Origin of the sequence: Paenibacillus sp. FSL M7-0134 (genome assembly GCF_038007865.1) — a bacterium.
Lineage (GTDB): Bacteria > Bacillota > Bacilli > Paenibacillales > Paenibacillaceae > Paenibacillus > Paenibacillus polymyxa_B.
Window position 1 is genome coordinate 1,448,273 of sequence record NZ_JBBOXV010000002.1, and the last position, 24,562, is coordinate 1,472,834.

Below are 24,562 nucleotides of genomic sequence, written 5' to 3' on the forward strand. Positions count from 1 at the left end.
CATGAATGTAAATGCAGGATATACTTCGTTGTTAGCTCTTCAAGCAGAATTGCCTCCTGAATGGGACAGCAAAGGATTGCGTCAGGAAATTCGCCGGATTAATGACGCCAGAGGACGGAAAATTATCGTATTAGACGATGATCCGACTGGGGTACAAACCGTTCATGATATTGATGTTTTGACGCAGTGGGATGAAGCATTGCTTCGTGAAGCATTCGACTCACCGGAAACGCTTTTTTATATCCTGACCAATACACGCGGACTTGATGCGCAAACCGCAGAACGGATTAACCGCGAGATTGCTCGCAACGTACAGGCTGTCGCCACCGAAAAGGGCAAATCATTTACCTTTGTCAGCCGTAGTGATTCCATGTTGCGTGGGTATTACCCGCTGGAAACGGACGTACTGGCAGAAGAAGGATCGCGTCAAAGTGGACGGAGCTACGACGGTCATTTGATCATTCCAGCCTTTTTCGAAGCTGGACGAGTAACCGGAGGCAACACCCACTATATGGTGGAGGATGATACGCTAATCCCCGTACATGAGTCGGAGTTTGCCAAGGATAAGGTATTTGGCTATGAAAACGGCGATTTAACCGCTTGGGTGGAAGAAAAGACAGAAGGCCGTATTCATGCCTCGGAATGTCTTGTTATTTCACTGGAACAGATTCGCAAGGGACCAGACGCTGTGCAAGAAGTATTGCTACAAGCGAAGGATAACGTACCAATCATCGTCAACGTGCTTTCGTATGCGGATATGGATGTAGTATCACTGGGGCTGCTGAAAGCAGAGGAGCAAGGGAAAACGTTTATTTTCCGCACAGCTGCTTCTTTTGTGAAATCGTATGCCGGGATATCTGACCAGGAATATTTGCCAAAGGAACGACTGATTGCAAGTGGACAGGAAGGTCACGGTGGTATTGTGGTCGTCGGTTCCTATGTTCAAAAAACAACAAAACAGCTGAAACAGTTACTTACGTACCCTGAAATTGTGGGTCTTGAAATTGATGTGGAACGGGTGTTGGATTCTGAGGGCTACACACAGGAATTAAACCGCGTTATCGCAGAAGCCAATACACAACTGGCTGCGGGCAACAATGTGGTGGTATACAGTAGCCGCAAACTCATTGCGGTAGATAATAAAGCTGATAATTTCAAAATTAGTCAAACGGTATCCGGTGCACTGGTCGAAATCGTACAGTCGCTTGAGACGGTGCCTAAGTTTATCATCGCCAAAGGCGGCATTACTTCCAGTGATGTGGCAACCAAAGGTCTTGCTATCCGAAAAGCACGTGTACTCGGCCAGGTTGCGGCAGGCATCCCTGTGTGGCTGACCGGAAACGAAGCCAAATTCAGCGGCATTCCGTATATTGTGTTCCCTGGTAATGTGGGCGGAGAACGAACATTGCTGGAAACCGTAGAGAAAATTGAAAACGAGCAGGGTTAACCCCTGTTTTTCAACAAACTTAGAGAGCGCTTACTTAATGAGGGGGTTATAACATGTATTCCGTATTCGGACTCAGTCATGATGCAAGTTTGTTATTGTATGCACTTATTTCTATTATTGGACTGATTGTGCTGATCGCTAAAGTCAAAATGAACCCATTTGTCGCGCTCATCGTCGGTGCTGTATTCATGGGTCTAATTGCAGGTATGCCGCTGAAAAGTATTGTGACAGCTTATCAAGAAGGTGTGGCCAGTGTGCTCGGTTTTATCGCCATTGTTCTTGGTCTGGGTACGATGCTGGGTAAGCTGATGGCTGAGTCTGGTGGTGCGGAGCAGATTGCCAAGACCATGGTGCGGGTGTTCGGTGAGAAAAATGTTCACTGGGCCATGATGGTGGTCGCTGTTATTTGTGGTATCCCGGTATTCATTCAGGTAGGTATCGTACTGTTGTTTCCGCTCGTATTCGTAATCGCCAAGCATACCGGAACTTCGCTGATCAAAATCGGAATTTCTCTCGTGGCTGGATTGGCGGTTGTGCATAGTCTTATCCCTCCGCATCCGGCAGCGATGCTGGCAGTAGGTATCTTTAACGCGAATATTGGTAAAACGATCTTCCTTGCGCTTATCGTAGCATTGCCGTCCGCAGCGATTGCGGGTCCGATCTACGGAAGCTGGATTTCCAAACGTATCAAGGTGGAGACTTCGAGTGAATTGATGGAACAATTTACAGAAACGAAAGAAAGAGAATTGCCGGGCTTTGGTATTACACTCTTCACCATTATGCTTCCCGTTATCCTGATGCTGCTGGCGACGATTGTCGATCTGATTTTGCCAGAAGCCAACGTCTTCAGACAGGTCATTGATTTCATCGGCAGTCCGATTATTGCGTTGCTGATTGCTTTGCTGTTCTCGCTTTACTCTTTTGGTTATGCACGCAACTTCGATAGCAAGCAGCTATTGAAGTTTACGAACGATTGCCTGGGTCCGGTTGCTTCTATCATCCTGCTGATCGGTGCAGGCGGTGGTTTCAACAAGATTCTGACTGCCAGCGGTGTAGGAGATGCGATTGCAGGTTTTGCCCAGCATGCACATTTGTCTCCGCTTGTATTGGCCTTTGTGATTGCAGGTCTTATCCGGGCCGCCGTTGGTTCCGCCACGGTAGCCATGACGACGGCGGCAGGTATTGTCGCTCCGATTGCAGTCACGATGCCGGGGGTGAGCCCGGAGCTACTGGTGTTGGCTACCGGAGCAGGCTCGATCATTTTGTCCCACGTGAATGACTCCGGCTTCTGGATTGTTAAAGAATACATGAACCTGTCCGTACCTCAAACGCTGAAAACGTGGACAGTCATGGAAACCATTCTCGGGTTCAGTGCTTTTGGTATCGTGATGATACTCAGTATTTTTATCTGATTTGTTCATAAACGATCTTCCCAGAAGACTTTTCAGCATGATTGTATTGTTATTCTGCTTTGAAAGCGGTATAGTAAGAGTAATTGAATGAAGGGTCAAGTGCCCTTCGGGATTGTTACTGGTTAGCAGGCGATACCCAAATAATGACTAATTGATTTAGTCGTTATTTGGTTTTTTTTGTTATTACAAACTTTGTCATTACATCAATGAGGTGAGCAGATAAATGATCATCCGGCAAATATTTAACAACAATGTCATCCGGGCCGAAAATCAGGTGGGTCATGAATTTGTTGTCATCGGGAATGGTCTGGGCTTTAAAAAGAAAAATGGTCAGAGGGTTGATGAGGAAAAAATAGAAAAAACCTTTGTATTAAAGTCTGATAAAATTCCGCAAAAATTAATTGATCTCATTGGAGAAACATCTGTAGAGTATTTAAAGGTGGCGGATGAAATTGTAGGCAGCGCGAAAAGGGAAATGGGAGATATTTTTAGTGATAATATCTATATTTCTCTGATTGACCATATTCAATTTGCCATCTCTCGATACAGAAAATCCGTGGGACTTAAAAATTCACTGTTATGGCAAATTAAAAAATTTTACAAGAAAGAATTTATGATTGGAATGAATGCATTGGATATCATCCATGCTCAATTTGGCATCCAAATGGATGAGCATGAAGCCAGCTTTATTGCTATGCATTTTGTAAATGCAAGACAAGACGGTCAGGGAATGAAACAAACGGTTGAGATTACCGAGGTCATTGATGACATTTTCAACATTGTAACCGATTACTATCAGATTACACTGGATGAAACTTCATTCAATTATTCCCGGTTTATTACTCATTTGCAGTACTTTGCCCAACGATTGCTGAGCAATGAACAAGAGCAACTGGCTTCAGGTGACAATTTCTTGTATGATCAGGTCAAAGATAAATATGCGAGGGCTTTTCAATGCACCCAATTAATCAATCAATATTTGGAATTAAAGCATGAAAGTGCTATGTCGATTGACGAAAAAGTGTATTTGACAATTCATATACAGCGTGTAACCTCCAGAAACGATATGGCTACTTCTTAGAAAAAAAAGCTTGCAAACGATTTCTAAGTGATTTATAGTAGGCTCACAACTTAAATATAAGGATTGTTACTGGTTAAGCAGGCGATACCTAAATGAATGGCAGTGATCATGTTCTTTGATCATATGGGCCTTTCGTTTAGGTATTTTTTTGTTTTCAGGCAATCTGCCCAAGAGGAGAATGAACATGGACCATAAGAAAATGGGCGAAGACATCGTACGTCTCGTTGGAGGAGAAGAAAATATCAATGGGCTTGTCCATTGTGCTACACGACTCCGATTTGACCTGAAGGATTCACGAAAAGCCGAAAGAGAAGCGCTTGAGAAGCACGAGGGGATCATTACAGTTGTTGAAAGCGGAGGACAATTTCAAGTTGTTATTGGCAGCCATGTTGCCTATGTATATGCGGAGATCATGAAAAACAGGAATTTTGGATCGAATTCCTCTACAGCCAGTGAATCCAGTGGTAAAAAAACATCGGTCATATCCACAATCTTTGAAGTCATTTCCGGCAGTTTCTCCCCGTTGATTCCGGCGATGGCGGGCTCGGGAATGATAAAAGCACTCCTGACGGTTTTGACCTTGCTGGGATGGATGTCTGCAACAAGTGATACTTATATGATCCTGTCTGCTGCAGGGAATGCTGTGTTTTACTTTTTGCCGATTTTGCTTGGGATCACGCTTGGTATAAAGCTGAAGGCGAATCCTTATGTAGCTGGTGTGATCGGTGCGGCTCTCATGGAACCCAACTTTACGGGGCTGATGGACAAAGGCTCTGATGTATCGTTTTTAGGAATACCAGTGGTCATGATGAACTACTCCGCCAGTGTTTTCCCGATTTTCATTTCCATTAGCATATATGCGTTGGTGGATAAGTTTTTGAAGAAGATCATTCTTAAGGATTTACAACTATTTTTAGTTCCGATGTTGGCTTTGATGATTATGGTTCCGCTATCTGCGATGGCTTTCGGACCTTTCGGTACAGGGGTAGGAGATTGGATTTCTTCAGGTGTGACATGGTTAATCGGTGTAAGTGGAATTTTGTCAGGGATTGTTCTTGGCGGTTTTATGACCTTTATGGTCGTCTTCGGACTTCACTGGGGTTTTACACCCATTACGATTCAAAATATCGGTGTTGGCGGTGATCCGATTGAGGCGATGGCAGCAGCAGCTGTATTTGCTCAAATTGGTGTCGCATTTGGTATCTTCCTGAAGGCGAGAAAAGATAAAACACTTAGAACTCTTGCTGGTTCCACGAGTATTACAGGATTGCTGGCTGGTGTGACAGAGCCGATTGTGTATGGACTTGTACTTCGCTTTAAACGTGTCATTCCAATCGTTATTATTGCAGGGGCTATAGGCGGTGCCATCAATGGACATTTTGGGGTGAAAATGACGGCTTATGTTTTTCACAACATTTTTGCGATTCCAGTATATACGCCAACCTTAATTTATGTTATCGCCATTGCATGTTCATTTATAGCTGCAACGATGCTGATCCTTATTTTTGGATATGAAAGCAAGGTGAAGGGGGAGGCCCCAGAAACAGTTGAATCCGTGAAAACAGCAGAACCAGAGTCTGTTGTTACAGCAACCAAGGCCGTTGATATCAAGAAAGAAACAATCTACAGCCCGATCACAGGCAGGACCACACCACTGAGTCAAGTGAATGATTCTGCATTTTCTACAGGGGCTATGGGAAAAGGGTTAGCCATTGAACCGTCTGTCGGCGAGGTTGTAGCGCCAATAGATGGAGTCGTAACCTCGCTGTTCCCCACAGGACATGCCATAGGATTGACTTCCAGTGCAGGTACAGAGATATTAATTCATATCGGAATTAACACCGTTTCGCTGAAAGGGAAGCATTTTAATCCAGTGGTTAAAGAGGGCGACAGCGTGAAACAGGGCGATTTGTTAATCCAATTTGACAGGGAGCAGATTATTGAAGCAGGATACGAAATCGTGACGCCTGTCATTGTCACACTTACGCAACATAAAGTGGACGTATTTGAGACAAATCAGGAGCAGATTCAAAAAAATGAAGTATTGTTAACTTTGGTTGTGTGATACTGGCAAGCATCATCATCACATATATGAATTGCGAACATCAGAAGGATATAACTATAACTGGAGGGACTAGATCATGAAACATAATCAATTGAAGGCATTTCCTGAAAATTTTTTCTGGGGAGCTTCCACTTCCGCTTATCAAGTAGAGGGTGCATGGGACGAAGATGGAAAAGGACCTTCTGTCATTGACATGGCTAATCACGTCGAAGGGGTCACTGATTTTAAGGTAACCAGTGATCATTACCATATGTTCAAAGAAGACGTAGCTCTGATGGCTGAAATGGGCTTTAAAGCATATCGTTTCTCTATTGCTTGGACACGTATTTATCCCCAGGGCGCAGGTGAAGTTAATCAGAAGGGAATCGCGTTTTACAGCTCATTAATTGACGAACTAATTAAATACGGGATTGAACCGATTGTTACTATGTATCATTTTGATCTGCCTTATGCTCTTGAAAAACAAGGCGGGTGGTCGAAGAGGGAGACGATTGATGCCTTCGAACAGTATGCCAAAACATTGTTTGAGAACTTTGGAGACAGGGTGAAATATTGGTTAACCATTAATGAGCAGAACATGCTGATTCTCCATCCCGGTTCTATTGGCACATTAGATACAAGCCTGGAAAATCCACAAAAGGTATTGTATCAACAAAATCATCATATGTTAGTCGCGCAAGCGAAAGCAATGGTATTGTGCCATGAAATGCTACCTGACGCGAAAATTGGACCAGCGCCGAATATCGGGGTTATCTATCCAGCCAGTTCCAAGCCGGAAGATACACTGGCGGCTGATAACTATGCAGCGATTCGTAACTGGCTCTATCTGGATATGGCTGTATTTGGCCGTTACAATCACATTGCGTGGAGCTATTTGGTCGAGAAAGGCTATGAGCCTGTCATTGAAGAAGGGGATATGGACATTTTAGCGAAAGGGAACCCGGACTTTATCGCATTTAATTATTATACCTCTCAAACCGTAGGAGAAAGTTTAGATGACGGAAATGATTTTTCACATACAGGAGATCAGCATGAAATTGTGGGTGAACCCGGAGCATATCGAGGTTCCGTCAACCCCAACCTGCAAACGACGGAGTTTGGTTGGGAGATTGATCCGGTCGGTTTTAGAACCACATTACGCCAAATTTATTCTCGCTACCACTTGCCTTTAATCGTGACAGAGAGCGGCTTGGGCGCTTTTGACAAGCTTGAAGAAGGGGATGTAGTGAATGATCCTTACCGCATTGACTTTTTCAAGAAACATATCGAGCAGATTCAACTGGCTATTACAGACGGTGTAGAAGTATTCGGCTTCTGTCCGTGGTCTGCGATTGATCTTGTTAGTACCCATCAGGGCTCCAGCAAGCGTTACGGGTTTATCTATGTGGATCGTGAGGAGTTTGATCTCAAAGATCTGCGTCGTATTCGTAAACAAAGCTTCTATTGGTATCAAAAGCTGATCTCCACAAACGGTGAAATTCGTTAATTAAAGCAGCCGTGAAAAAGCACCTCCTTGAAATGGAAGATTTCCATTTAGGGAGGTGTTTATATTTTTTAAACCTTAGGGGGAGAGGCTAATTTCATTTAAGCAACAACTATCCCTTCTCCAGAAGTGTGATTATGTATTATATAATAGAAGAAACACAAACGGAAAGGACATCATGCATTGACCTTACAACAATTAAAATATGTCATTGAGGTTGCCAATCGTGGCTCCATGAATGAGGCGGCGAAGCGGTTGTTCATTTCCCAGCCCAGTCTGTCGAACGCGATTCGTGATTTGGAGGAAGAAATTCATATCACCATTTTTGAGCGTACCAATAAGGGGATTTCTTTGTCCAAGGAAGGCGTGGAATTCCTCGGTTATGCACGCCAGGTCGTTGAGCAGGCGGAGTTACTGGAAAGTCGCTATCTGGATGCCAAGCCTTCACCACAGCATTTTGCTGTGTCCACGCAGCATTACGCATTTGCTGTAAATGCATTCGTAAATCTGGTAAATCAATATGGTCAAGAAGAGTATGAATTGGCTTTACGAGAGACCAAAACCCATGAAATCATACAGGATGTCAAAAGCCTGCGCAGTGAGATTGGAATCCTGTATCTGAACGAATTTAACGCCAAGGTCATTAACAAGCTGCTAAAAGATGCGAATCTGCAATTCAATAGCCTGTTTACGGCCAAGCCGCATATTTTTATCAGTGCCAATAATCCGCTATCCCGACAGTCCATCGTGACCATTGATCAGCTTCATCCGTATCCATATTTGTCCTTTGAACAAGGGGAGTACAATTCCTTTCACTTCTCCGAGGAAATTCTCAGTACGTTGTCACATCCCAAAAGCATTCGTGTCCATGACCGGGCGACCCTTTTTAATCTGCTCATTGGCTTGAACGGCTATACTATTTCTACCGGGGTGATCAGTGCGGATCTGAACGGTAACGACATTATTTCCGTCCCTCTGGAATGTGATGAGTCTATTAATGTGGGATGGATTTGCCATAAAAACGCTGCGCTCTCCAAGCTGGCTACCGTCTATGTAGAAGCGTTGCATGAGGCGATAGGGGAATAAAAGGTTGGGTATAGCCTTAGGCTATAACTAGCTATAGTTTATTGGAGTTACCTTATAACTGAAAATGTATGTTATCTTTCTTACAAGAACTTCACTACAGAAGCGAAAAAGGAGATAACCCTAATGAGCAGCATCCTTGATAATGCATCCCAACGTAAAGTGACCCCTTTTAGACATGATATGGTCGGCAGCTTTTTGCGCCCGCAAGCGATTAAAGACGCCAGAATTCAATTTCAAAATAATGAAATCTCTGCGGACGAGCTGAGAAAGATTGAAGATAACGAAATTATCAAGCTAGTGGAAAAGCAAAAATCCGTAGGACTTCAAGCCGTGACAGACGGTGAATTCAGACGCTCCTGGTGGCATCTTGATTTTATGTGGGGTCTGGACGGCGTGGAAAAGGTACAGCTTTCGAACGGCTACCAATTCCAAGGTGTGGAAACAAGAGCGGAAACCGCACGCTTGTCCGGTAAAATCGGACATTCCCGTCATCCTTTCATTGAAGATTTCAAATTCCTGAAGCAAGTAGCAGGTGAGGATGCCATTGCGCGCCAAACGATTCCGGCACCTGCGCAATTCCTGGCCGAGTTGTTGCGCGGAGAGAATAAAGAAACAACCGATACGTATTACAGCAATCTGGATGAACTGGTGACGGATATCGCCAAAGCTTACAAATCCGTGATTCAAGCGTTGTACAATGAGGGTTGCCGCAGCTTACAGCTGGATGATTGCACATGGGGTATGCTCTGTGATAAAAACTATTGGGAAGCTAGACAGCATGCGGGTGAGAATGTGGAAGATACCAAAAAGCTGTTCGCTCGCGTGAATCAGGAAACGGTGAATGATCTCCCAGCCGATTTGGTCGTTACGACCCACGTATGCCGTGGTAACTACCATTCCACCTGGGCATCCTCTGGCGGCTATGAGCCTGTAGCCGAAACTCTGTTCGGCATCGACAACATCGACGGCTACTACCTCGAATTCGATACCGACCGTGCAGGTGATTTCACACCGCTTAAGCATCTGAAAGATCAAAAGCAGGTCGTACTGGGCCTCGTTTCCTCCAAAACAGGTGAACTGGAAGACAAGCAGACGGTCATTAACCGTATTAAGGAAGCGACTCAATTTGTGGACATCAACCATATCTGCCTCAGCCCACAATGTGGCTTCGCTTCGACCGAAGAGGGCAATATTCTGACAGAAGAGCAGCAGTGGAAAAAGCTTGCTTTCATTAAAGAGATTGCGGACGAGATTTGGAAGTAAGGGTAAATAGGGAGTTAATATAGCTTTCCAGTGAACTCAACGAGCTACGACAACAGACTCTGATATTAAAGGATAGAAGAGATAGAGGATTAGCAAGCGAAGATCAAGGAGCGTGTAGATGAGATTATTCAAATTTCAAACAATCGGCAAGCTATACTAGAACAATTTGTTGATAACCTAATTAATGCGTTGGTGGAGAAGATCACGATTCTCTCACCAGTGCATTTTGTTTTTACCTTGAAATGTGGAATGAGCATAGATGAAATATTGGACTAACAAAATCATAGGTGGCGTAATGCTTCTTGAAACCAATCTGGCCAACTTGACATGGGAAACAGTTGTAGAATTAGTCGGCTCTGGACTTACTGGAGCAGCATCAGCGGCTGGAGTGGTTAATGATCGTTCACAAGCTAGATCTAGTCTTAAACAAGCATATAATTATATTCAACGTATGTAATTTTCGAATGAAGAGTAATAAAATTAGCAAAGGTGATATTAAACCTTTGCTAATTTTATTTTAAAGGGGGACATGCAAATATGGTTTTCGTTATTATCTCGATAGTATCTTTCTTACTACTATTTTTTCTGATTTATAGAATTATTAGATATAAGACAAGGAAATATAACCGTGAAAATTTTGGGCTATCATTAATTATGCTTCTTATTCTAGGAGGAAGAATATATACCAATACAGGAGAATCTAATCTAAAACCCTTGCTAATAGGTTATACATTTTTGTTCTCTGTTTTATTATTGATTTTTTTATTTGGCATGATTCGTAAGAAAAATAGTAAGCAATGAACGGAAGACCGTTTTACTGGTCGTCGTTGGACTTTTTATGTAGTGAATTTTTATTATGAAAAATCAAATAAGGGAAAACATCGAGGCCTCCATGCTCTAGTGATCAGATCGGTCAATATGCCGGCCTTATATTGAAGGGATTGTTTTCCTAGTTAGTAAGCCATCCGCTAAGGTTGTCACTGCTCGAACCACGACCAGTTCTTTGCCTTGTCCAATTGTAAGGTGATGAGGTCGCCCAGCGCATAGTATTGCAGACTTTCGATCATGTAGGTGACATACGAGCCAGCACGTTCTCCCGGCTTTTTTACATCCAGCTCATGAAATGTTTTTCGTACACGATAAAATACATCCTGCTCTACCTTATGTTGCTTGCCTTCTAGCATCCCGAAGAAAACCTTGGGCGAGGCTGCGCTTACCTCTGGCACAAGTACGGAGCCAAAGCGAGAGGCGAGACGTTTTAAAAACGCCCAATCCGTCTCCTCATATTGTAAAACAAATGTATCCAGCTTGGCATAATTAGTTACGGTATCAATGGCGTCTCCGTATTGATATTTTCGAACCAGCGCAGTGACCAGATCATCATAGGTACGGTGAATATCCTGATAGGAGCGCCTTTTACGCTTAATATCCATCTGGTACGAATGGGAAGCGGCCTCCAGTTCAAACGTATACACGCCTCGTACACAATGTACGGACATACGCGTAACAATCCCATGGAACAATCTTCTCAGCGATTGTCCCTGATCATTCAACGGACGAATCACAATTTGCTCTTGCTCCATATCCTGTCTGATGCATGCAGCTCCTTGTTCTTCGGAGAGTAACCCACTGATATGTAAATAGGAATGATCGTTAATGGCACGTGTTATTTGAAGTTGTTCGATGTATTGTGGCTGAAAGGGACCATAAAAGCGTAGGCTTTCATATCCGATCCCATCTGATAATACGCTCAAGTGAGTTCATGACTCCTTTCTAGATGCGATGGGTATTTCCAAGTGAAGCACGTCATCTAAAATTCGCTTCTGGTTACACAAACCGCAGATGAGTACAACTATCTGTCAAGATAGATATGTATTACAAGGTTTGTACGCTATAAAGGGACGAGAGGTGATATTTAATAAACAAGCCATCATATGTATTTATTGGTTAAAAGAGAGAGTGAGTTTACAAAATGACCCATTGGTTGGGGTGTTTACTATGTGTATTTTTGGAAGTAGATATAGGGGAGGAAGTATATCCTTACCATAGTCGAAGAACCCACCTGTATTTAAGAAACGGGTGGGTTTATTTGATTTTCATAATTTTGAAAACAAAAAAATCTTTTTTAATTTGTAATTTCCCTTATCACATTCCTCGCCAAACGTACTTTCTCTGGACTCGACTTTTTGAGCATCGTAATAATTTCTATAATATCTTCATCAGACTCCACAATTTTGGGGTCCTCGCTTACATATGAAAACAACTGAACTAAGTTTACGTCTAGTGCTTTTGCAATTTTAGCTACATTTATCAAAGAAACATTCTTTTCTCCACGTTCGATCTGTCCAATGTATGTAAAATGAAATCCACCTTTTTCCCCAAGAGCTTCTTGTGAGAGGCCTTTTTCTTTGCGTAACACTCTTATTCTAGCCCCAACTAGCTTTAGTACTTCTTTGTCCTGCATTTATCTACACCCCTTTATACTAAAAAGTGTAGTCAAGATTTTCTTGGGTAAACATGAGATTAAGAATCGTATATTCAGCATGTATTATATCTATAAGTATTATTTTAGAGTATAATAAGACTATTCTTAAAATTCTCTGGAGGAATAGATATGAAAGAAGCTCCTTCTACCTTTATTCCAAGTCCCACCGAACCATCCAGACCTTCACAACACCTACATAATTCAATAACTGATTTTCACACTCTATCCCAATACCACATGAAACTAGCCCAAATCCTGTACAAGCACAATCAAGTCCAATGCTGCATTATCCTATGTGACTGGGCGTTAACCTCCATGTTAAAAGCTATATATATGAAAGAAAACAACAGCCTTTTCCCTCCCGGATTCCTGTCCATGGCTGACCTGCTGCACTTATTACATACCGAAACCAACCCGGGATTGGATGTTGTTGTATTTATAGGTACCACTCAATTTCTTTCATCCCAGTTAGAAACCCCGCTCCTTCAAAAAATGAAGTACAAGGATGTGAGCAGGTTACTGCGAAGAACGGACGACATTCTCTGCCAGTTGTCATCCCGAGTGATTAGCGATCCATCCGCGACGTATCAGTCCATTTTCTGAATAGCCCTTCCATGGCAAATAAACTTGCCAATTCGCCCTGTCGTAATCCGCTTTTCTTCATACGATAAGAGTAAGCTTTAACGCAAGGAGGGATTCAGACATGGGTGAAGTAGGTTACGGTGGAGCATGGACATCCACAGGAGCGATTTTGGTATTGTTCATTTTGTTGGTGATTATTACTAAGTCTTTTCTGATCTAACAGCAGGTTAGATCGCTTAAATCCACAAATCGGCCTTCTTTCACGACATCGTGAGGGAGGGCTTTTTTATGCAGAATGGGTGTTAGCCCAACATGTTGTCTGGCCCTGCAAGCATTGTTATACTTTACATACAGGGAGATTTTCCCTCAAGTATATGGCAATACGGATAGCGTAAGACGTGGGAAAACAGAAATTGGCTGACCAAAATCAGGAGGATCGGATGATGAATATGGCAAGCAGTCCATTTCAATTTACGACAGACACGGCGACTCTCTGCCTATTTGATACGCAAGCACTTAAACATCGTTTGGACGATGATCCGGATTGGTGGTCCATCGAAGAGGACGAGCTGGGCGAGTTGAATGCGGGAAATGTAGCTTTTTTGAATCTGGGAGCCGACGGGACCTATGAGGTTGTGATGACAGATCATATTGACAAGCCTGCTGTACGACTGTTTTTGAAGGTTCCCTCAGGTAACCTATTTATTGGAGCAGGGGAGGAAGCCACAAGTGGTGGACTGGAGCCTGAATGTGTATGGGGAGGGACGTTCCTTTCTGTGCAACCCGGACTTTATGAATGCTTGGCGAGCAGAGAAGACAATCGTATTTATCTTTCTTTAAAAAAAGGAAGCGAAGGCACCAATAGCTTTACGGGTCTGATTCGATTGTAGGTTGCAGGATCAACCCGTAATGGCCCATACAAGCCACCTGAACAGGTGGAAGCAGGAACAACCGGAACCGGGGGAAAATGGAAAAAGGGATATCCCCACGGCTTACACATCCGTGAAGACAGCCCTTTATCCGTCTATTGATACTTTACAATAATGGCATTGCTGATTTGGCGGCCGGGTGTGGTGAGGTAGGAGCCGTTGTAATACAGCCCGCTGGAAGCACCGCCGTCCAGATTCATGGCCTGATAAGCTCCGGCCTGTTTCATCATTTGGGCGAGCTGCGGTATAGTCGCTCCGCTTGTGGTCAGGAGGATCAGCTTATGATCCCGACTCATTCCGAGTGCGCTGCGGGCGCCGCCGCCTGTTAATATTTTAGGGTCCTTGAAGCCTTCGGCTTTGACATTTAGGGAAACCTGTCCGTTCGTGACCAGACGAGGCCCAGCTTGCAGGGCACCTTCGATGTTACCTTGGCTTAATCTTTGTTCAAAGGCAGAACCTGACACCAGTTCAGCTAAATGGTTAGCATCGTAGGTGAAGACCGTCCGTTGGTCACCGGAGCTTTTTTTCAACATCTTTCCGTGACTGACTAGGTAGCCGTAAGGCGTTTTGTAGGAGCTTTTGGTATAGGCGTCAAAGAATGTACCATTTATGGCTACAACCGCTTGATTACGTTTGGCGAGACTGCTTAAGTCTTCCACTTTACCAATGGTATCGCCTGCCAGAGCCACATCCAGGCTTACCTTGGGATGGAGCATAGAGATGGTGACCACCTTAGCGGAAAAGGTACGAGATCCGACCTTGAAGCTTTTATGAGCCGTCGTAATGGGTGTAGTATTTCCGGGTAGCTTACCGGTAAGTACCGGAAGCGTTACGGACGTTGTACCCTGCTTAATGCGTACAGCTGAGGTTTCCTTTTGCCATGAGACTTGCAGGTTTAGATATTGGCTGATGAACTGCAAGGGTACATAGGTCGAACCATTATCGGTAAAAGGAGCATTTTGCAAACGGACCGTTTGATCGTTCACTTTGGCAGTAGATTTTCCGGCAAATAGGGTAATCCGAGTATTGCCTTGCGCAATTTCTATTTTTTTGTCCGCTGCCGTCATGTTGAGTGTGATCCCTTCATAGCTGTTCAGGAGACGAATCGGGATGAAGGAGTGGTTACTCTGGTCCACATAGACCAGCATAGGTGCTGGGGCAGCAGCGTAGATCGGGGATACAAGTAATAGCAAGGACAGGATAACAAGTGCGGTGATTCTTTTCATGAATAGATCAATCTCCTTATGTAGTCTTGACACTTTACGAGGTGCTTGTAATTATATCGGGTTTTATAAGTTGTAAATGTATGTTATGCGAATTTTGAGTGTTTAGCTGATATAGGAAGCGGGAGGTTGGAGATGAGCAGGTATGAGACAAGACTTGAGGATTACCGTCGCAGAGAGCGCCCGTCTTATCGTGTATTTGAAGGATTACAGGAATTGGTGCGTAGCGTGGGGCAACTGCATAATAACTGGTTATATGTGAATGTGGATCAATGGGATCAGGACCCTGTTTACACACCGATTTATTATTGGGATGAGCATTGGCTAGAGGAATGTGCAGAGGAGGGTACAGCCGTAACCAACGAACAGGACGAGTATATTCCCAAGTGGGTGCCGGATCGTCAGGTTCAAACCTGGTTTGAGTTGGCGACCTTCGAAAGTATTGTAGAAGTCCTTAAGGCTGCTGGACAGCCAGTGACGCTTCAGATGGTGATTATGGCGGTAAAATACTATGACAAACGAGATGCCTATCTGGACTATGAAGAGGTGAAGGCAGTGACAGACCTGTGGTCTGTGCTGACAAAGGTGAGAAACCACCTTACATAATGAACAAAGCCTGTAGAACAAACAGGGCATACATACACTGGATGGGGGAAGCAAATGAGTTGGTTGAATCATGAAATGGCAGCAAAGTGGCGACAGGAAGGAAAAAGGTATGCCGCAGATGTGAATGAATTTATCAGAGTCGGCATGGAAAGTGAATGGCAGCAGGAGCAATCAGAGCCAAAGCAGGACGAACGCCCCAAGATGGCTAAAGATATTTTTCGTATGATTCAGGAGGCAAATCAGGCTGGTGAAATGGAGCAGTTACGTCGAGAAATTCCAGCCGCGTCTTGGCCGCTTACACCAGCGTTCGAGGAGGCTTTGCAAGCCGTTAGGCCGATAGCTTTTGTGAATGGAGCCAATGAAATCATTGTACATGCGGGCAATCCTCGGGAACGTGGGACGATCTATGTGACGGGAAAAGATGGAATCTTGCAAATCCCCGGACTGCATAGAGTAGGCTGTTCGCCGGACGGGACTTATTTTGCGTTGGTGGATGGACAGGGGATTCGTATTGTTCGTCAACCGGACCGAAATCTGCAAGGAGAAGAGACAGCACATTTTCAGTGGAAGGATATACAAGGACGCTTAAAAGCATCCATTCCTGATCTGGAGTGCTTGGGAGATGAGGAGCATCCTGAAGATATATTAGATGAAGTGATCCCGTTTGGCGATGGACAGCGACTTCTGCTGGTTTGCGGTTACGGTGTTTATTTGCTGGGTGTTGATCAGGTGGATTTGATCCATCCCAAGGCGTCTGAACGAAGAAAACTAGAGCTGGAAGACACGATTGTGGATATGGCTCATGGAGCTGTGTCGAGGGATGGACGCTGGATCGCTTACGGCAGCCAGATGAGTGAGCATATGCTTATGGATCTGTCCGATAAGACGGTGCATACATTGGAGCCAAGTTCTAGTTATCCGCATTATGCTATATTTTCCAAAGATGATCTGGACGTCTGGTACAATGCCTGTCATTTCTACAACGGTGCCACCATTCAAGTGTCGATTGCTGAGGTGGAGCAGGGTCTTGCTCAGAATAAGGAAGAATGGTCGATAATGAATGAAGAAATGCGAGTATACGCTGCAACAGCGCTGACACAAGGATCTATTTTGGGTGATGCCTACGGTTATCTCCGTCTGATTGACAGGAAGGGTCGTGAACTTTGGCGCTATTTTGTCGGCAGTACGTTATCCGGGCTGGCAGTTACACCTGATGAAGGTATGTTGGCGGTTGGAACGTATGGAGGTATGCTTCATTTGATTGATTTGCAGAGCGGCACGAAGGACGAATATAGCATTGGCACCGCGCCAATTCACGAGACAGCGCGTTGGGTGATCTGGCGGAACTATGAGCCATTGCGCTGGTAATACTAATATTCCGCAAATGGTGATAAAAGCAAGTTCTGATAAGCTGAACTTAAAAAGTGTAGTAACACATGATTACAATGCTATTTTCAGATAGAGGGCATTTGGCATTAACCCATGATGCAAAATGTGAATAGAGAGGAAAGAGGTGTGAGGACATGGACAAGAAAGCGGATATTCGTACATCCATGAAGGAACTATTTGCTCAAATGGATGAAGCCTTTTTTATGGATGTGGAAGAAAATGTACCGATTGAAATGCGTGATGGGAATGTCGACGAGGAGGGATGGATCAAATGGAAGCCTCTCCCTTCACAGATTACTGAACAGGAAGTTCGGGAGATGGAGGAAAAATACCATTTTGAGCTGCCGCCCCTGCTGAGGAGTTTTATCATGGCCTACCATTATGTATCTTTACAATTCGATAATGAATCCATTCCGGGAGTATACTGGAGCGATTGTACGTTTGTTGAGTTTCCACGTCTGCCTGTAGGTCAGGGCTTAAAGGCATTTTATGATTTGCTCGATCAATGGTCACCTCTGCTGTCAGCAGGCTACATTCCTTTTGCAATAGCAGAGGACGACCAGGGCCCCGTTTGTTTAAATGCAGGCAGCAGACATAAGGACGGCGATTATCCTATTGTTTGGTTCTTTCATGAGGACCTACAGCATTTGAATGAGGATGAGTTGCGGATCAGGAGTAATCTGCTTCCCCATGTACAGGGGTTGTTTCCATCTTCTGTCGAAATGTTTAACGTGATGTTTAAGCACATTAGACACTAGCGATTTCCTAAAATGTAATTTTACTGCTCAGCCAACCGAGATATTGACATAAAAAATGAGGAATGTTATAAAAAAGGTAGGCTAGCACTCGAATGATGGGAGTGCTAACAAAGTTGAATCGTTTGCATAGCTCATATCCGCTGGCCTTACATAGGTTCATATCTGAAAGGAGATATCCGAATGGAGAAAAAACAGTTTCAGGCTGAGTCCAAGCGTCTGCTAGAAATGATGATTAACTCGATTTACACGCAAAAGGAAATTTTCCTAAGAGAGCTGATCTCCAATGCAAGTGATGCGATTGACAAAATTTATTACAAAGCATTGACGGATGATCAACTGGTCTTTGACAAAGAAAATTATTATATCAAAGTAACGGCCGATAAGGATAATAGAACGATAACCCTGCGTGATACCGGGATTGGTATGACCAAAGAAGAACTAGAAAATAACCTGGGTGTTATTGCTAAAAGCGGCTCACTGGCATTCAAAAATGAAAATGAATCCAAGGATGGTCATGATATCATCGGTCAATTCGGCGTCGGCTTCTATTCAGCTTTTATGGTAGCCGATGTGGTTACAGTGACTACCAAGGCTTTGGGAAGTGATACTGCTTATAAATGGGAATCCACAGGTGCAGACGGGTATACCATTGAAGCAGCTGAGAAGGACGAGGTCGGAACCGAGATTGTTCTGAAAATCAAAGCAAACACCGAAGATGAGTCCTACGACGAATATTTGGACGAGTATCGTTTAAAAGCACTGATTAAAAAATACTCCGACTTTATCCGCTATCCGATTAAAATGGATATTACAGGCAAGCGTCTGAAAGAGGGAAGCGACAACGAGTTCGAGGATTACGAAGAAGAACAGCGTATCAACAGCATGGTTCCTATCTGGAGAAAAAACAAAAGCGAGCTGACCGACGAGGATTATCAAAATTTCTATGCGGAAAAACGCTATGGCTACGACAAGCCGCTCCAGCATATCCACGTCAGCGCGGACGGCGCGGTAGTGTACCAAGCTATTCTGTTTATTCCTGAAAATATCCCGTTTGATTTCTACTCCAAGGAATATGAAAAAGGGCTGGAATTGTATGCCAACGGTGTGCTGATTATGGAAAAATCTCCTGACCTGCTGCCGGATTATTTTAGCTTTGTCAAAGGTATGGTTGACTCCGAAAGCCTGTCACTCAACATTTCCAGAGAAATGCTGCAGCATGACCGTCAGCTGAAGCTGATTGCCAAAAATATCGAAAGCAAAATTAAAGGCCAATTGCTGACCTTGCTCAAAAATGACCGGGAGAAATATGATCAATTCTACAAATCATTTGGCAGACAATTGAAATTTGGTGTCTACAACGATTACGGCAGACATAAAGAAACTCTCCAGGATCTGCTCATGTTCTACTCTTCTACAGAGAAAAAGCAGGTTACTTTGGACGAATACGTATCACGTATGCCAGAGGATCAGAAGTATATTTATTATGCTTCCGGCGAGTCCAACGAGCGTATTGAAAAACTGCCGCAAACCGAAATGGTGGCCGATAAAGGCTACGAAATTCTGTACTTCACCGATGATATTGATGAGTTCGCTATTAAAATGCTCTTAAGCTACAAAGAGAAAGAATTCAAATCTGTATCGAGCGGCGATCTGGGCATTGAGCCTGACGAAAACGAGAAAGAAACAGAAGCAGAACAAAACGACAACAAAGAGCTGTTCGAGTACATGAAGGGCTTGCTGGAAGGCAAGGTATCCAGTGTTAAAGCCTCCAAGCGCTTGAAGACACATCCGGTATGTCTGTCCGCAGACGGCGAAGTGACGATTGAGATGGAGAAAATCTTGAACGCTATGCCTAATAACGCCGATGTCAAAGCGAATAAAGTGCTGGAAATCAACATAAACCATGCGGTGTTCAACTCTTTGAAAGAAGCTTTTGCCGAGGATAAGGAGAAAGTAAACCTCTATACGGCATTACTGTATAATCAGGCTTTGCTGATCGAAGGCTTGCCGCTGCAAGATCCGGTTGAATTCACGAACGATATTTGCAAAATCATGGTTTAACAAGCTTTATTACTATATAGAGCCGTTCCCGTACTGGGGGCGGCTTTATTTATCATAAACGCTTCTTAAAGCTCCATAATAGGTCATATAGCGCTTACAGAAAAAGGGATGGGCCACACAATGCCGATCATACTCAATACAAAGGAGGGCGATTACATGAGTCTGGATCGAGCCAGCGAGGAACTCCAAAATTTAAACCGAAGTGAGCTTATACAGTTGGTGGAAAAAATCATCAGAGATGAGGGAACAGAAGAGGAAATCGACAGCATGCTGACCATAGTGATGCAAAATACGCCCCATCCGGGGATCAGTAATTTGATCTACTGGGATGATCGTGATTTGAGTGCGGCAGAGATCGTAGATGAGGCATTACGCTATCAGCCCATAATTTTACCCCCACATGAATCTTCTTCATAGGATGCGGAGGGGTGGTCTTTTGTTTAGAAATAAGATAGTATTAACTCTTTAGGGCTATGAGCATTAGATTCAAAAAAACTTCCGTTAAACGTGTGCTGACTTCCCTGGAGTGTACGGGGTAATGTTTGTTTTCTGCTCACTTTACGAAGTTTTTATTCCTAATTTTGGGATTTGTAAAGTTTTTGTGACATGCTCCTGTGAATTTTGATACAGCAAATTGTCGTTTTTCTTGATTATTTGGTGGGATGTCTTTATAATCATTTTGTTTGCAAGAATGATTAGCGATTAGCGTATGGAATAAGGAGGTTATTTATTTTGGGAAAAGCATTGATTATTGGCGCCGGTGGCGTGGCCAGCGTTGTGGTGCATAAATGTTGCCAAAACCCAGATGTATTTGAAGAAATTTGTATCGCAAGCAGAACTGTTGAGAAATGCGATGCGCTTAAAGAGAAGCTGGGTGGAGGTCGTACGAAGATACAAACGGCTCAGCTTGATGCTGACAACACCGACATGGTCATTGACTTGATTCGAAGCTTTCAACCGGATGTAGTTATCAATGTGGCTCTCCCTTATCAGGATTTGACGATAATGGATGCTTGCCTTGAGACAGGTGTTCATTACGTTGATACGGCGAACTATGAACCGCCGGATACGCCGAAGTTTGAATACAGCTGGCAATGGGCCTACAAAGAAAGATTCGAAAAAGCAGGAATTACAGCTCTGCTGGGCAGCGGTTTTGATCCAGGCGTAACTGGAGTATTTACGGCTTATGCTCAAAAGCACTACTTTGATGAAATTCATACGATTGATATTGTGGATGCGAATGCAGGGGACCACGGATATCCTTTTGCAACTAATTTTAATCCGGAAATCAATATTCGTGAAATTACGGCGAAGGGCCGTTACTTTGAAAACGGAGAATGGATTGAAACTGAGCCACTTTCTGAGAAAAAGGTATACGACCTTCCTGAAATTGGACCGAAAAATATATATCTTTTGTACCATGAAGAACTGGAATCTCTTGCAGTGAATATTAAAGGCGTGAAAAAAATCCGCTTCTGGATGACGTTCTCGGACAATTATCTGAATCATTTGAATGTACTTCAAAACGTAGGCATGACTTCTATCGAGCCTATTGATTACGAAGGACAACAAATCATTCCACTGCAATTCCTGAAAGCTATTTTGCCAGACCCGGCTTCTCTGGGACCAAGAACAAAAGGCAAAACGAACATTGGTTGCATCATCCAAGGTGTGAAAGATGGAAAACCAAAAACGTATTATGTTTACAATGTTTGTGATCATGAGGAATGTTATGCAGAGGTTGGCTCCCAAGCCATTTCTTACACAACTGGTGTTCCTGCCATGATCGGCGCAATGCTTATTATCAAAGGTATCTGGAAAAAACCAGGCGTTTACAACGTTGAGGAATTTGATCCAGATCCATTTATGGAAGCACTAAATAAACACGGATTGCCATGGCAAGAGAACTTTACGCCAACGTTGCTTGATTGAGGTCTGTGATGAATATTGATATTACAGGACTTCCATCACCTTGTTATCTTGTTGACGAAAGACTTCTTGTCAAAAACCTTGAGGTTTTAAATTCCGTCCAAGAGCGGACAGGCTGCAGCATTTTGCTCGCTCTTAAGGGATTTTCGATGTTTTCGACCTTTCCTCTGGTTGGCAAATACTTAAAAGGCGTAACCTCCAGTTCGTTGTTCGAGGCACGACTTGGTCGCGAAAAAATGGACAAGGAGGTTCACGTATACGCACCTGCTTATGTTGACAGTGAATTTGATGAGCTATTGAAGTATGTTGACCATATTGTTTTCAACTCCTTTGATCAACTGAAACGCTACAAAAGCAGAGTGCAAGGCGTAACTTCCAAAAAAATCGACATCGGCATTCGGGTTAATCCGGAATATTCGGAAATCGAAACGCCGCTGTATGATCCTTGCTACAACAACTCCAGAATGGGTGTGACCCTGGCTAACTTTAGACCTGAGGATCTGGATGGCGTGGATGGTATTCATTTTCATACGATGTGTGAACAGAATTCAGATACGCTGGAGCGCACCATTAAAGTCGTGGATGAGAAATTCGGGCCATACATTAAGAATATGAAATGGCTCAATTTCGGCGGCGGTCACCATATTACCAGAGAAGACTATGATCTGGACACGCTGGTACGCTGTATTCAATATTTTCAGGATAAATATGGTGTGCAGGTTTATCTGGAGCCAGGCGAAGCTATTGCTTTGAATACTGGATATCTGGTGGCTACCGTATTGGATACGATGAAAAACGGAATGGATATTGCCATTCTGGATACTTCGGCTGAATGTCATATGCCTGATGTGCTGGCTATGCCATATCGTCCGAATATCATTGATGCAGGCAAGCCTGGTGAGTATGCTTACACCTACAGACTTGGTGGACTTACGTGCTTGGCTGGAGATGTGATTGGAGACTATTCCTTTAAAGAGCCATTGAAGCCGGGAGACAAGCTTGTATTCTGCGACATGGCCCATTACACGATGGTCAAAAACCACATGTTCAACGGAGTCAACCTGCCAGCCATCGCCAGCTACAACGACGAAGAAGGCATTAAGGTAATCCGTCAGTTCTCCTACGAGGACTTTAGCTCACGTTTGTCGTAAGACTTACACAGGGGTAAAAGAACTAAGTGCACCGAATAGAATGACTGAACTACAAAAGCCTCGCCCCTTGAGAAAGGGGTGAGGCTTTTTGGAGTAGTTATGTTTTATTTGCCTTCTGTATGTTTATACTAGTACGACAGTAGGCAGGCATGAAGAAGGTTGATCAGTAGGTTTTTGTTTAATCTACAATTCTAGAAGAAAGTTTATACCAGAATACATGTCCTCCTGGTTGAAGGCCCGGTGACTCAACAACAAGGTAGTATTCCTGATCGCCATCAAGCGCTTTTGTTAAAAAGTATTGACCGTCTTTTGAACGTTTAATTCTTTTTCCATTGCTATCGTAAAGAGTTAGTTGCAACCATCCATCGGAATACTTTTCACCCTCAATTACAAATTCAACTGTACCTGCTTTAAAAGACTTGAATTTAAAAACATCGTAGCCTTCCCAGGTCCCGTTTTTGCTTTCTCCTAAGGTCCCAAGAACAGATTCTCCTATTAGCTGGTAGTTAGCTTCTTCAAAACTGTCATTTGGTTCCTGTTCATTTCCAGTAAGGGTTAAAACAGCATTTAGTTGCTTGTTTGATGCAGGATTTGTTTCTTCGGCTGCAGCGATACCAGCAGTAGTACTCAGCATAAGTGTAAGACCTAATGAAGCTAACAATGTTTTTTTCATGAATAAGTTTCCTCTCTTTTTTAGATTTATATTCATTTACATGAATATATTGGTGATTTAATTATGGGGTTATTATTCTATATCATTCTCTAGATATATGATATACAAAAAAGGATTAGTTATATTGAGGGTATATAATAAAATTGTTGTAAGGTGGTGATTTTCTAAGATGAAGAAGTATAAACGAGCCACAAGTACAAAGAAGGTATGAACGTAAACCGTCGTCAGTTTTCTACTACGGAGATATAGCTGCGTTTGTCATAAGACAATAGGTGCTCAAAGATATAAAAACGTGGTCCTTGTAAAGAGGATCCCGTTTTTTGTTATGCTTCAATTATTTTTTAATCTATTTAATCGTAGAAGTAATTTTATAGCTGAACAATTGACCTTGCTCAGCACTGGGTGTCTCTACTACCAGGTAGTACCATTTGCCAGCTTCAAGATTTTTACCTAAAGCGTATTGGCGATCTTCTGCGTATCTAATGAAATGCCCGTTACTGTCAGCCAAACCAAGTCTCAGCCATGTATTAGGATATATCTCCCCTTGAATATTAAATTGATACCAACCAGACTGAAAAGCTTTAAACTTATAATAATCGCTAGTGTCATAATATCCTGCATACCCTCCATCAATGTGTTTTCCTATTTCCCCATAGATGTCAACTCCCGCCAGTATTTCACTAGCTTCATCAAACCAGTTATTAGGCTCTCTGTCAGTCCCATTTCCAGAAAGTTGGATAGATTCCTTTTGCAATGTGGGTGCTGCTTCTTGAGCAGATGCAACGGCGGTGGATGTACTTAATAGAAGTGCAAGACCTAGTGCGGAAAAAACTACCTTTTTCATTTAATAATCTCTTCCCTTCTTTTATTTTGGGATTTATATGAATATGTATAACCAATCCCATCCAGTATTATATATTATATTCCATAATATTGGAA

General features: G+C 43.3%; 22 protein-coding genes and 1 pseudogene. 18 read left to right on the forward strand and 5 right to left on the reverse strand.

The window, feature by feature from the left end:
- Position 1 precedes the first annotated feature (1 nt).
- The 8 genes from NSQ58_RS22220 to NSQ58_RS22255 all read left to right on the forward strand — a co-directional run bounded on the left by NSQ58_RS22220 (position 2) and on the right by NSQ58_RS22255 (position 10,294).
- Positions 2-1,447 carry a four-carbon acid sugar kinase family protein gene (locus NSQ58_RS22220; protein WP_316243510.1) on the forward strand — a complete coding sequence of 482 codons (1,446 nt, stop codon included), beginning with the start codon at positions 2-4 and terminating at the stop codon, positions 1,445-1,447.
- Positions 1,448-1,500: 53 nt separating this feature from the next.
- A complete protein-coding gene (locus tag NSQ58_RS22225) occupies positions 1,501-2,859 on the forward strand; it encodes a GntP family permease (RefSeq protein WP_028542872.1) in 1,359 nt (452 codons plus the stop codon).
- Between the two features lie 223 nt (positions 2,860-3,082).
- Positions 3,083-3,940, forward strand: a complete 858-nt coding sequence (gene licT / locus NSQ58_RS22230; RefSeq protein ID WP_023987951.1) for a BglG family transcription antiterminator LicT — start codon at positions 3,083-3,085, stop codon at positions 3,938-3,940.
- Between the two features lie 184 nt (positions 3,941-4,124).
- Entirely contained in the window at positions 4,125-6,005 is a 1,881-nt protein-coding gene (locus NSQ58_RS22235) for a beta-glucoside-specific PTS transporter subunit IIABC (protein ID WP_071558948.1), read from the forward strand.
- A 76-nt stretch (positions 6,006-6,081) separates the two neighbouring features.
- On the forward strand, positions 6,082-7,491 hold the full coding sequence (locus NSQ58_RS22240; RefSeq protein WP_316243511.1) for a glycoside hydrolase family 1 protein: 1,410 nt from the start codon (positions 6,082-6,084) through the stop codon (positions 7,489-7,491).
- A 180-nt stretch (positions 7,492-7,671) separates the two neighbouring features.
- Positions 7,672-8,574, forward strand: coding sequence for a LysR family transcriptional regulator (locus NSQ58_RS22245; RefSeq protein WP_023987954.1), 903 nt, complete (start codon positions 7,672-7,674; stop codon positions 8,572-8,574).
- A 123-nt stretch (positions 8,575-8,697) separates the two neighbouring features.
- Positions 8,698-9,837 carry a 5-methyltetrahydropteroyltriglutamate--homocysteine S-methyltransferase gene (locus NSQ58_RS22250; protein WP_023987955.1) on the forward strand — a complete coding sequence of 380 codons (1,140 nt, stop codon included), beginning with the start codon at positions 8,698-8,700 and terminating at the stop codon, positions 9,835-9,837.
- Between the two features lie 259 nt (positions 9,838-10,096).
- Positions 10,097-10,294 carry a hypothetical protein gene (locus tag NSQ58_RS22255; RefSeq protein ID WP_143109547.1) on the forward strand — a complete coding sequence of 66 codons (198 nt, stop codon included), beginning with the start codon at positions 10,097-10,099 and terminating at the stop codon, positions 10,292-10,294.
- A 497-nt stretch (positions 10,295-10,791) separates the two neighbouring features.
- Here the strand turns inward: NSQ58_RS22255 and NSQ58_RS22260 are convergent.
- Positions 10,792-11,591, reverse strand: a pseudogene (locus NSQ58_RS22260) (contractile injection system protein, VgrG/Pvc8 family); the annotation flags it as partial.
- Between the two features lie 371 nt (positions 11,592-11,962).
- Positions 11,963-12,301 (reverse strand): helix-turn-helix domain-containing protein, encoded by a 339-nt coding sequence (locus NSQ58_RS22265; protein WP_023987960.1) that lies wholly within the window; start codon positions 12,299-12,301, stop codon positions 11,963-11,965.
- A 336-nt stretch (positions 12,302-12,637) separates the two neighbouring features.
- On the opposite strand from NSQ58_RS22265, the gene NSQ58_RS22270 reads away from it, so the two are divergent.
- The 3 genes from NSQ58_RS22270 to NSQ58_RS22280 all read left to right on the forward strand — a co-directional run bounded on the left by NSQ58_RS22270 (position 12,638) and on the right by NSQ58_RS22280 (position 13,794).
- Positions 12,638-12,925 carry a hypothetical protein gene (locus tag NSQ58_RS22270; RefSeq protein ID WP_316243512.1) on the forward strand — a complete coding sequence of 96 codons (288 nt, stop codon included), beginning with the start codon at positions 12,638-12,640 and terminating at the stop codon, positions 12,923-12,925.
- Between the two features lie 100 nt (positions 12,926-13,025).
- Positions 13,026-13,124 carry a hypothetical protein gene (locus NSQ58_RS22275; protein ID WP_014599622.1) on the forward strand — a complete coding sequence of 33 codons (99 nt, stop codon included), beginning with the start codon at positions 13,026-13,028 and terminating at the stop codon, positions 13,122-13,124.
- 220 nt (positions 13,125-13,344) lie between these two features.
- Positions 13,345-13,794 carry a DUF6386 family protein gene (locus NSQ58_RS22280; RefSeq protein WP_023987962.1) on the forward strand — a complete coding sequence of 150 codons (450 nt, stop codon included), beginning with the start codon at positions 13,345-13,347 and terminating at the stop codon, positions 13,792-13,794.
- Between the two features lie 134 nt (positions 13,795-13,928).
- Here NSQ58_RS22280 and NSQ58_RS22285 read toward each other — a convergent pair whose 3' ends face one another.
- Positions 13,929-15,059, reverse strand: coding sequence for a phosphodiester glycosidase family protein (locus NSQ58_RS22285; protein ID WP_316243514.1), 1,131 nt, complete (start codon positions 15,057-15,059; stop codon positions 13,929-13,931).
- Positions 15,060-15,191: 132 nt separating this feature from the next.
- On the opposite strand from NSQ58_RS22285, the gene NSQ58_RS22290 reads away from it, so the two are divergent.
- The 7 genes from NSQ58_RS22290 (at position 15,192) to nspC (ending at position 22,950) form a co-directional block, all read left to right on the forward strand.
- On the forward strand, positions 15,192-15,662 hold the full coding sequence (locus tag NSQ58_RS22290) for a DUF7716 domain-containing protein (RefSeq protein WP_053325130.1): 471 nt from the start codon (positions 15,192-15,194) through the stop codon (positions 15,660-15,662).
- Positions 15,663-15,716: 54 nt separating this feature from the next.
- Entirely contained in the window at positions 15,717-17,030 is a 1,314-nt protein-coding gene (locus tag NSQ58_RS22295; RefSeq protein ID WP_316243515.1) for a PQQ-binding-like beta-propeller repeat protein, read from the forward strand.
- A gap of 155 nt (positions 17,031-17,185) precedes the next feature.
- Positions 17,186-17,809 (forward strand): SMI1/KNR4 family protein, encoded by a 624-nt coding sequence (locus NSQ58_RS22300; protein WP_316243516.1) that lies wholly within the window; start codon positions 17,186-17,188, stop codon positions 17,807-17,809.
- 180 nt (positions 17,810-17,989) lie between these two features.
- Positions 17,990-19,870 (forward strand): molecular chaperone HtpG, encoded by a 1,881-nt coding sequence (htpG, locus tag NSQ58_RS22305; protein ID WP_341058206.1) that lies wholly within the window; start codon positions 17,990-17,992, stop codon positions 19,868-19,870.
- 156 nt (positions 19,871-20,026) lie between these two features.
- Positions 20,027-20,287, forward strand: coding sequence for a bacteriocin immunity protein (locus NSQ58_RS22310; RefSeq protein WP_023987968.1), 261 nt, complete (start codon positions 20,027-20,029; stop codon positions 20,285-20,287).
- Between the two features lie 315 nt (positions 20,288-20,602).
- Positions 20,603-21,802, forward strand: coding sequence for a saccharopine dehydrogenase family protein (locus tag NSQ58_RS22315; RefSeq protein WP_013309649.1), 1,200 nt, complete (start codon positions 20,603-20,605; stop codon positions 21,800-21,802).
- 8 nt (positions 21,803-21,810) lie between these two features.
- The gene (gene nspC / locus NSQ58_RS22320; protein WP_028542859.1) at positions 21,811-22,950 is read left to right on the forward strand and encodes a carboxynorspermidine decarboxylase; all 1,140 of its coding nucleotides are present in this window, start codon (positions 21,811-21,813) and stop codon (positions 22,948-22,950) included.
- A 178-nt stretch (positions 22,951-23,128) separates the two neighbouring features.
- Here nspC and NSQ58_RS22325 read toward each other — a convergent pair whose 3' ends face one another.
- Together NSQ58_RS22325 and NSQ58_RS22330 are read right to left on the reverse strand one after the other, a co-directional pair.
- Positions 23,129-23,623 (reverse strand): hypothetical protein, encoded by a 495-nt coding sequence (locus NSQ58_RS22325; RefSeq protein WP_341058208.1) that lies wholly within the window; start codon positions 23,621-23,623, stop codon positions 23,129-23,131.
- A gap of 346 nt (positions 23,624-23,969) precedes the next feature.
- On the reverse strand, positions 23,970-24,467 hold the full coding sequence (locus tag NSQ58_RS22330; protein WP_341058210.1) for a hypothetical protein: 498 nt from the start codon (positions 24,465-24,467) through the stop codon (positions 23,970-23,972).
- Positions 24,468-24,562: the final 95 nt, after the last annotated feature.

Bases quoted from the DNA above. Each gene is read 5' to 3' on its own strand.
- NSQ58_RS22220 (WP_316243510.1), top strand. From the start codon at position 2: ATGAATGTAAATGCAGGATATACTTCGTTGTTAGCTCTTCAAGCAGAA.
- NSQ58_RS22225 (WP_028542872.1), top strand. From the start codon at position 1,501: ATGTATTCCGTATTCGGACTCAGTCATGATGCAAGTTTGTTATTGTAT.
- licT (WP_023987951.1), top strand. From the start codon at position 3,083: ATGATCATCCGGCAAATATTTAACAACAATGTCATCCGGGCCGAAAAT.
- NSQ58_RS22235 (WP_071558948.1), top strand. From the start codon at position 4,125: ATGGACCATAAGAAAATGGGCGAAGACATCGTACGTCTCGTTGGAGGA.
- NSQ58_RS22240 (WP_316243511.1), top strand. From the start codon at position 6,082: ATGAAACATAATCAATTGAAGGCATTTCCTGAAAATTTTTTCTGGGGA.
- NSQ58_RS22250 (WP_023987955.1), top strand. From the start codon at position 8,698: ATGAGCAGCATCCTTGATAATGCATCCCAACGTAAAGTGACCCCTTTT.
- NSQ58_RS22255 (WP_143109547.1), top strand. From the start codon at position 10,097: ATGAAATATTGGACTAACAAAATCATAGGTGGCGTAATGCTTCTTGAA.
- NSQ58_RS22265 (WP_023987960.1), bottom strand. From the start codon at position 12,301: ATGCAGGACAAAGAAGTACTAAAGCTAGTTGGGGCTAGAATAAGAGTG.
- NSQ58_RS22270 (WP_316243512.1), top strand. From the start codon at position 12,638: ATGTTAAAAGCTATATATATGAAAGAAAACAACAGCCTTTTCCCTCCC.
- NSQ58_RS22275 (WP_014599622.1), top strand. From the start codon at position 13,026: ATGGGTGAAGTAGGTTACGGTGGAGCATGGACATCCACAGGAGCGATT.
- NSQ58_RS22280 (WP_023987962.1), top strand. From the start codon at position 13,345: ATGATGAATATGGCAAGCAGTCCATTTCAATTTACGACAGACACGGCG.
- NSQ58_RS22285 (WP_316243514.1), bottom strand. From the start codon at position 15,059: ATGAAAAGAATCACCGCACTTGTTATCCTGTCCTTGCTATTACTTGTA.
- NSQ58_RS22290 (WP_053325130.1), top strand. From the start codon at position 15,192: ATGAGCAGGTATGAGACAAGACTTGAGGATTACCGTCGCAGAGAGCGC.
- NSQ58_RS22295 (WP_316243515.1), top strand. From the start codon at position 15,717: ATGAGTTGGTTGAATCATGAAATGGCAGCAAAGTGGCGACAGGAAGGA.
- NSQ58_RS22300 (WP_316243516.1), top strand. From the start codon at position 17,186: ATGGACAAGAAAGCGGATATTCGTACATCCATGAAGGAACTATTTGCT.
- htpG (WP_341058206.1), top strand. From the start codon at position 17,990: ATGGAGAAAAAACAGTTTCAGGCTGAGTCCAAGCGTCTGCTAGAAATG.
- NSQ58_RS22310 (WP_023987968.1), top strand. From the start codon at position 20,027: ATGAGTCTGGATCGAGCCAGCGAGGAACTCCAAAATTTAAACCGAAGT.
- nspC (WP_028542859.1), top strand. From the start codon at position 21,811: ATGAATATTGATATTACAGGACTTCCATCACCTTGTTATCTTGTTGAC.
- NSQ58_RS22325 (WP_341058208.1), bottom strand. From the start codon at position 23,623: ATGAAAAAAACATTGTTAGCTTCATTAGGTCTTACACTTATGCTGAGT.
- NSQ58_RS22330 (WP_341058210.1), bottom strand. From the start codon at position 24,467: ATGAAAAAGGTAGTTTTTTCCGCACTAGGTCTTGCACTTCTATTAAGT.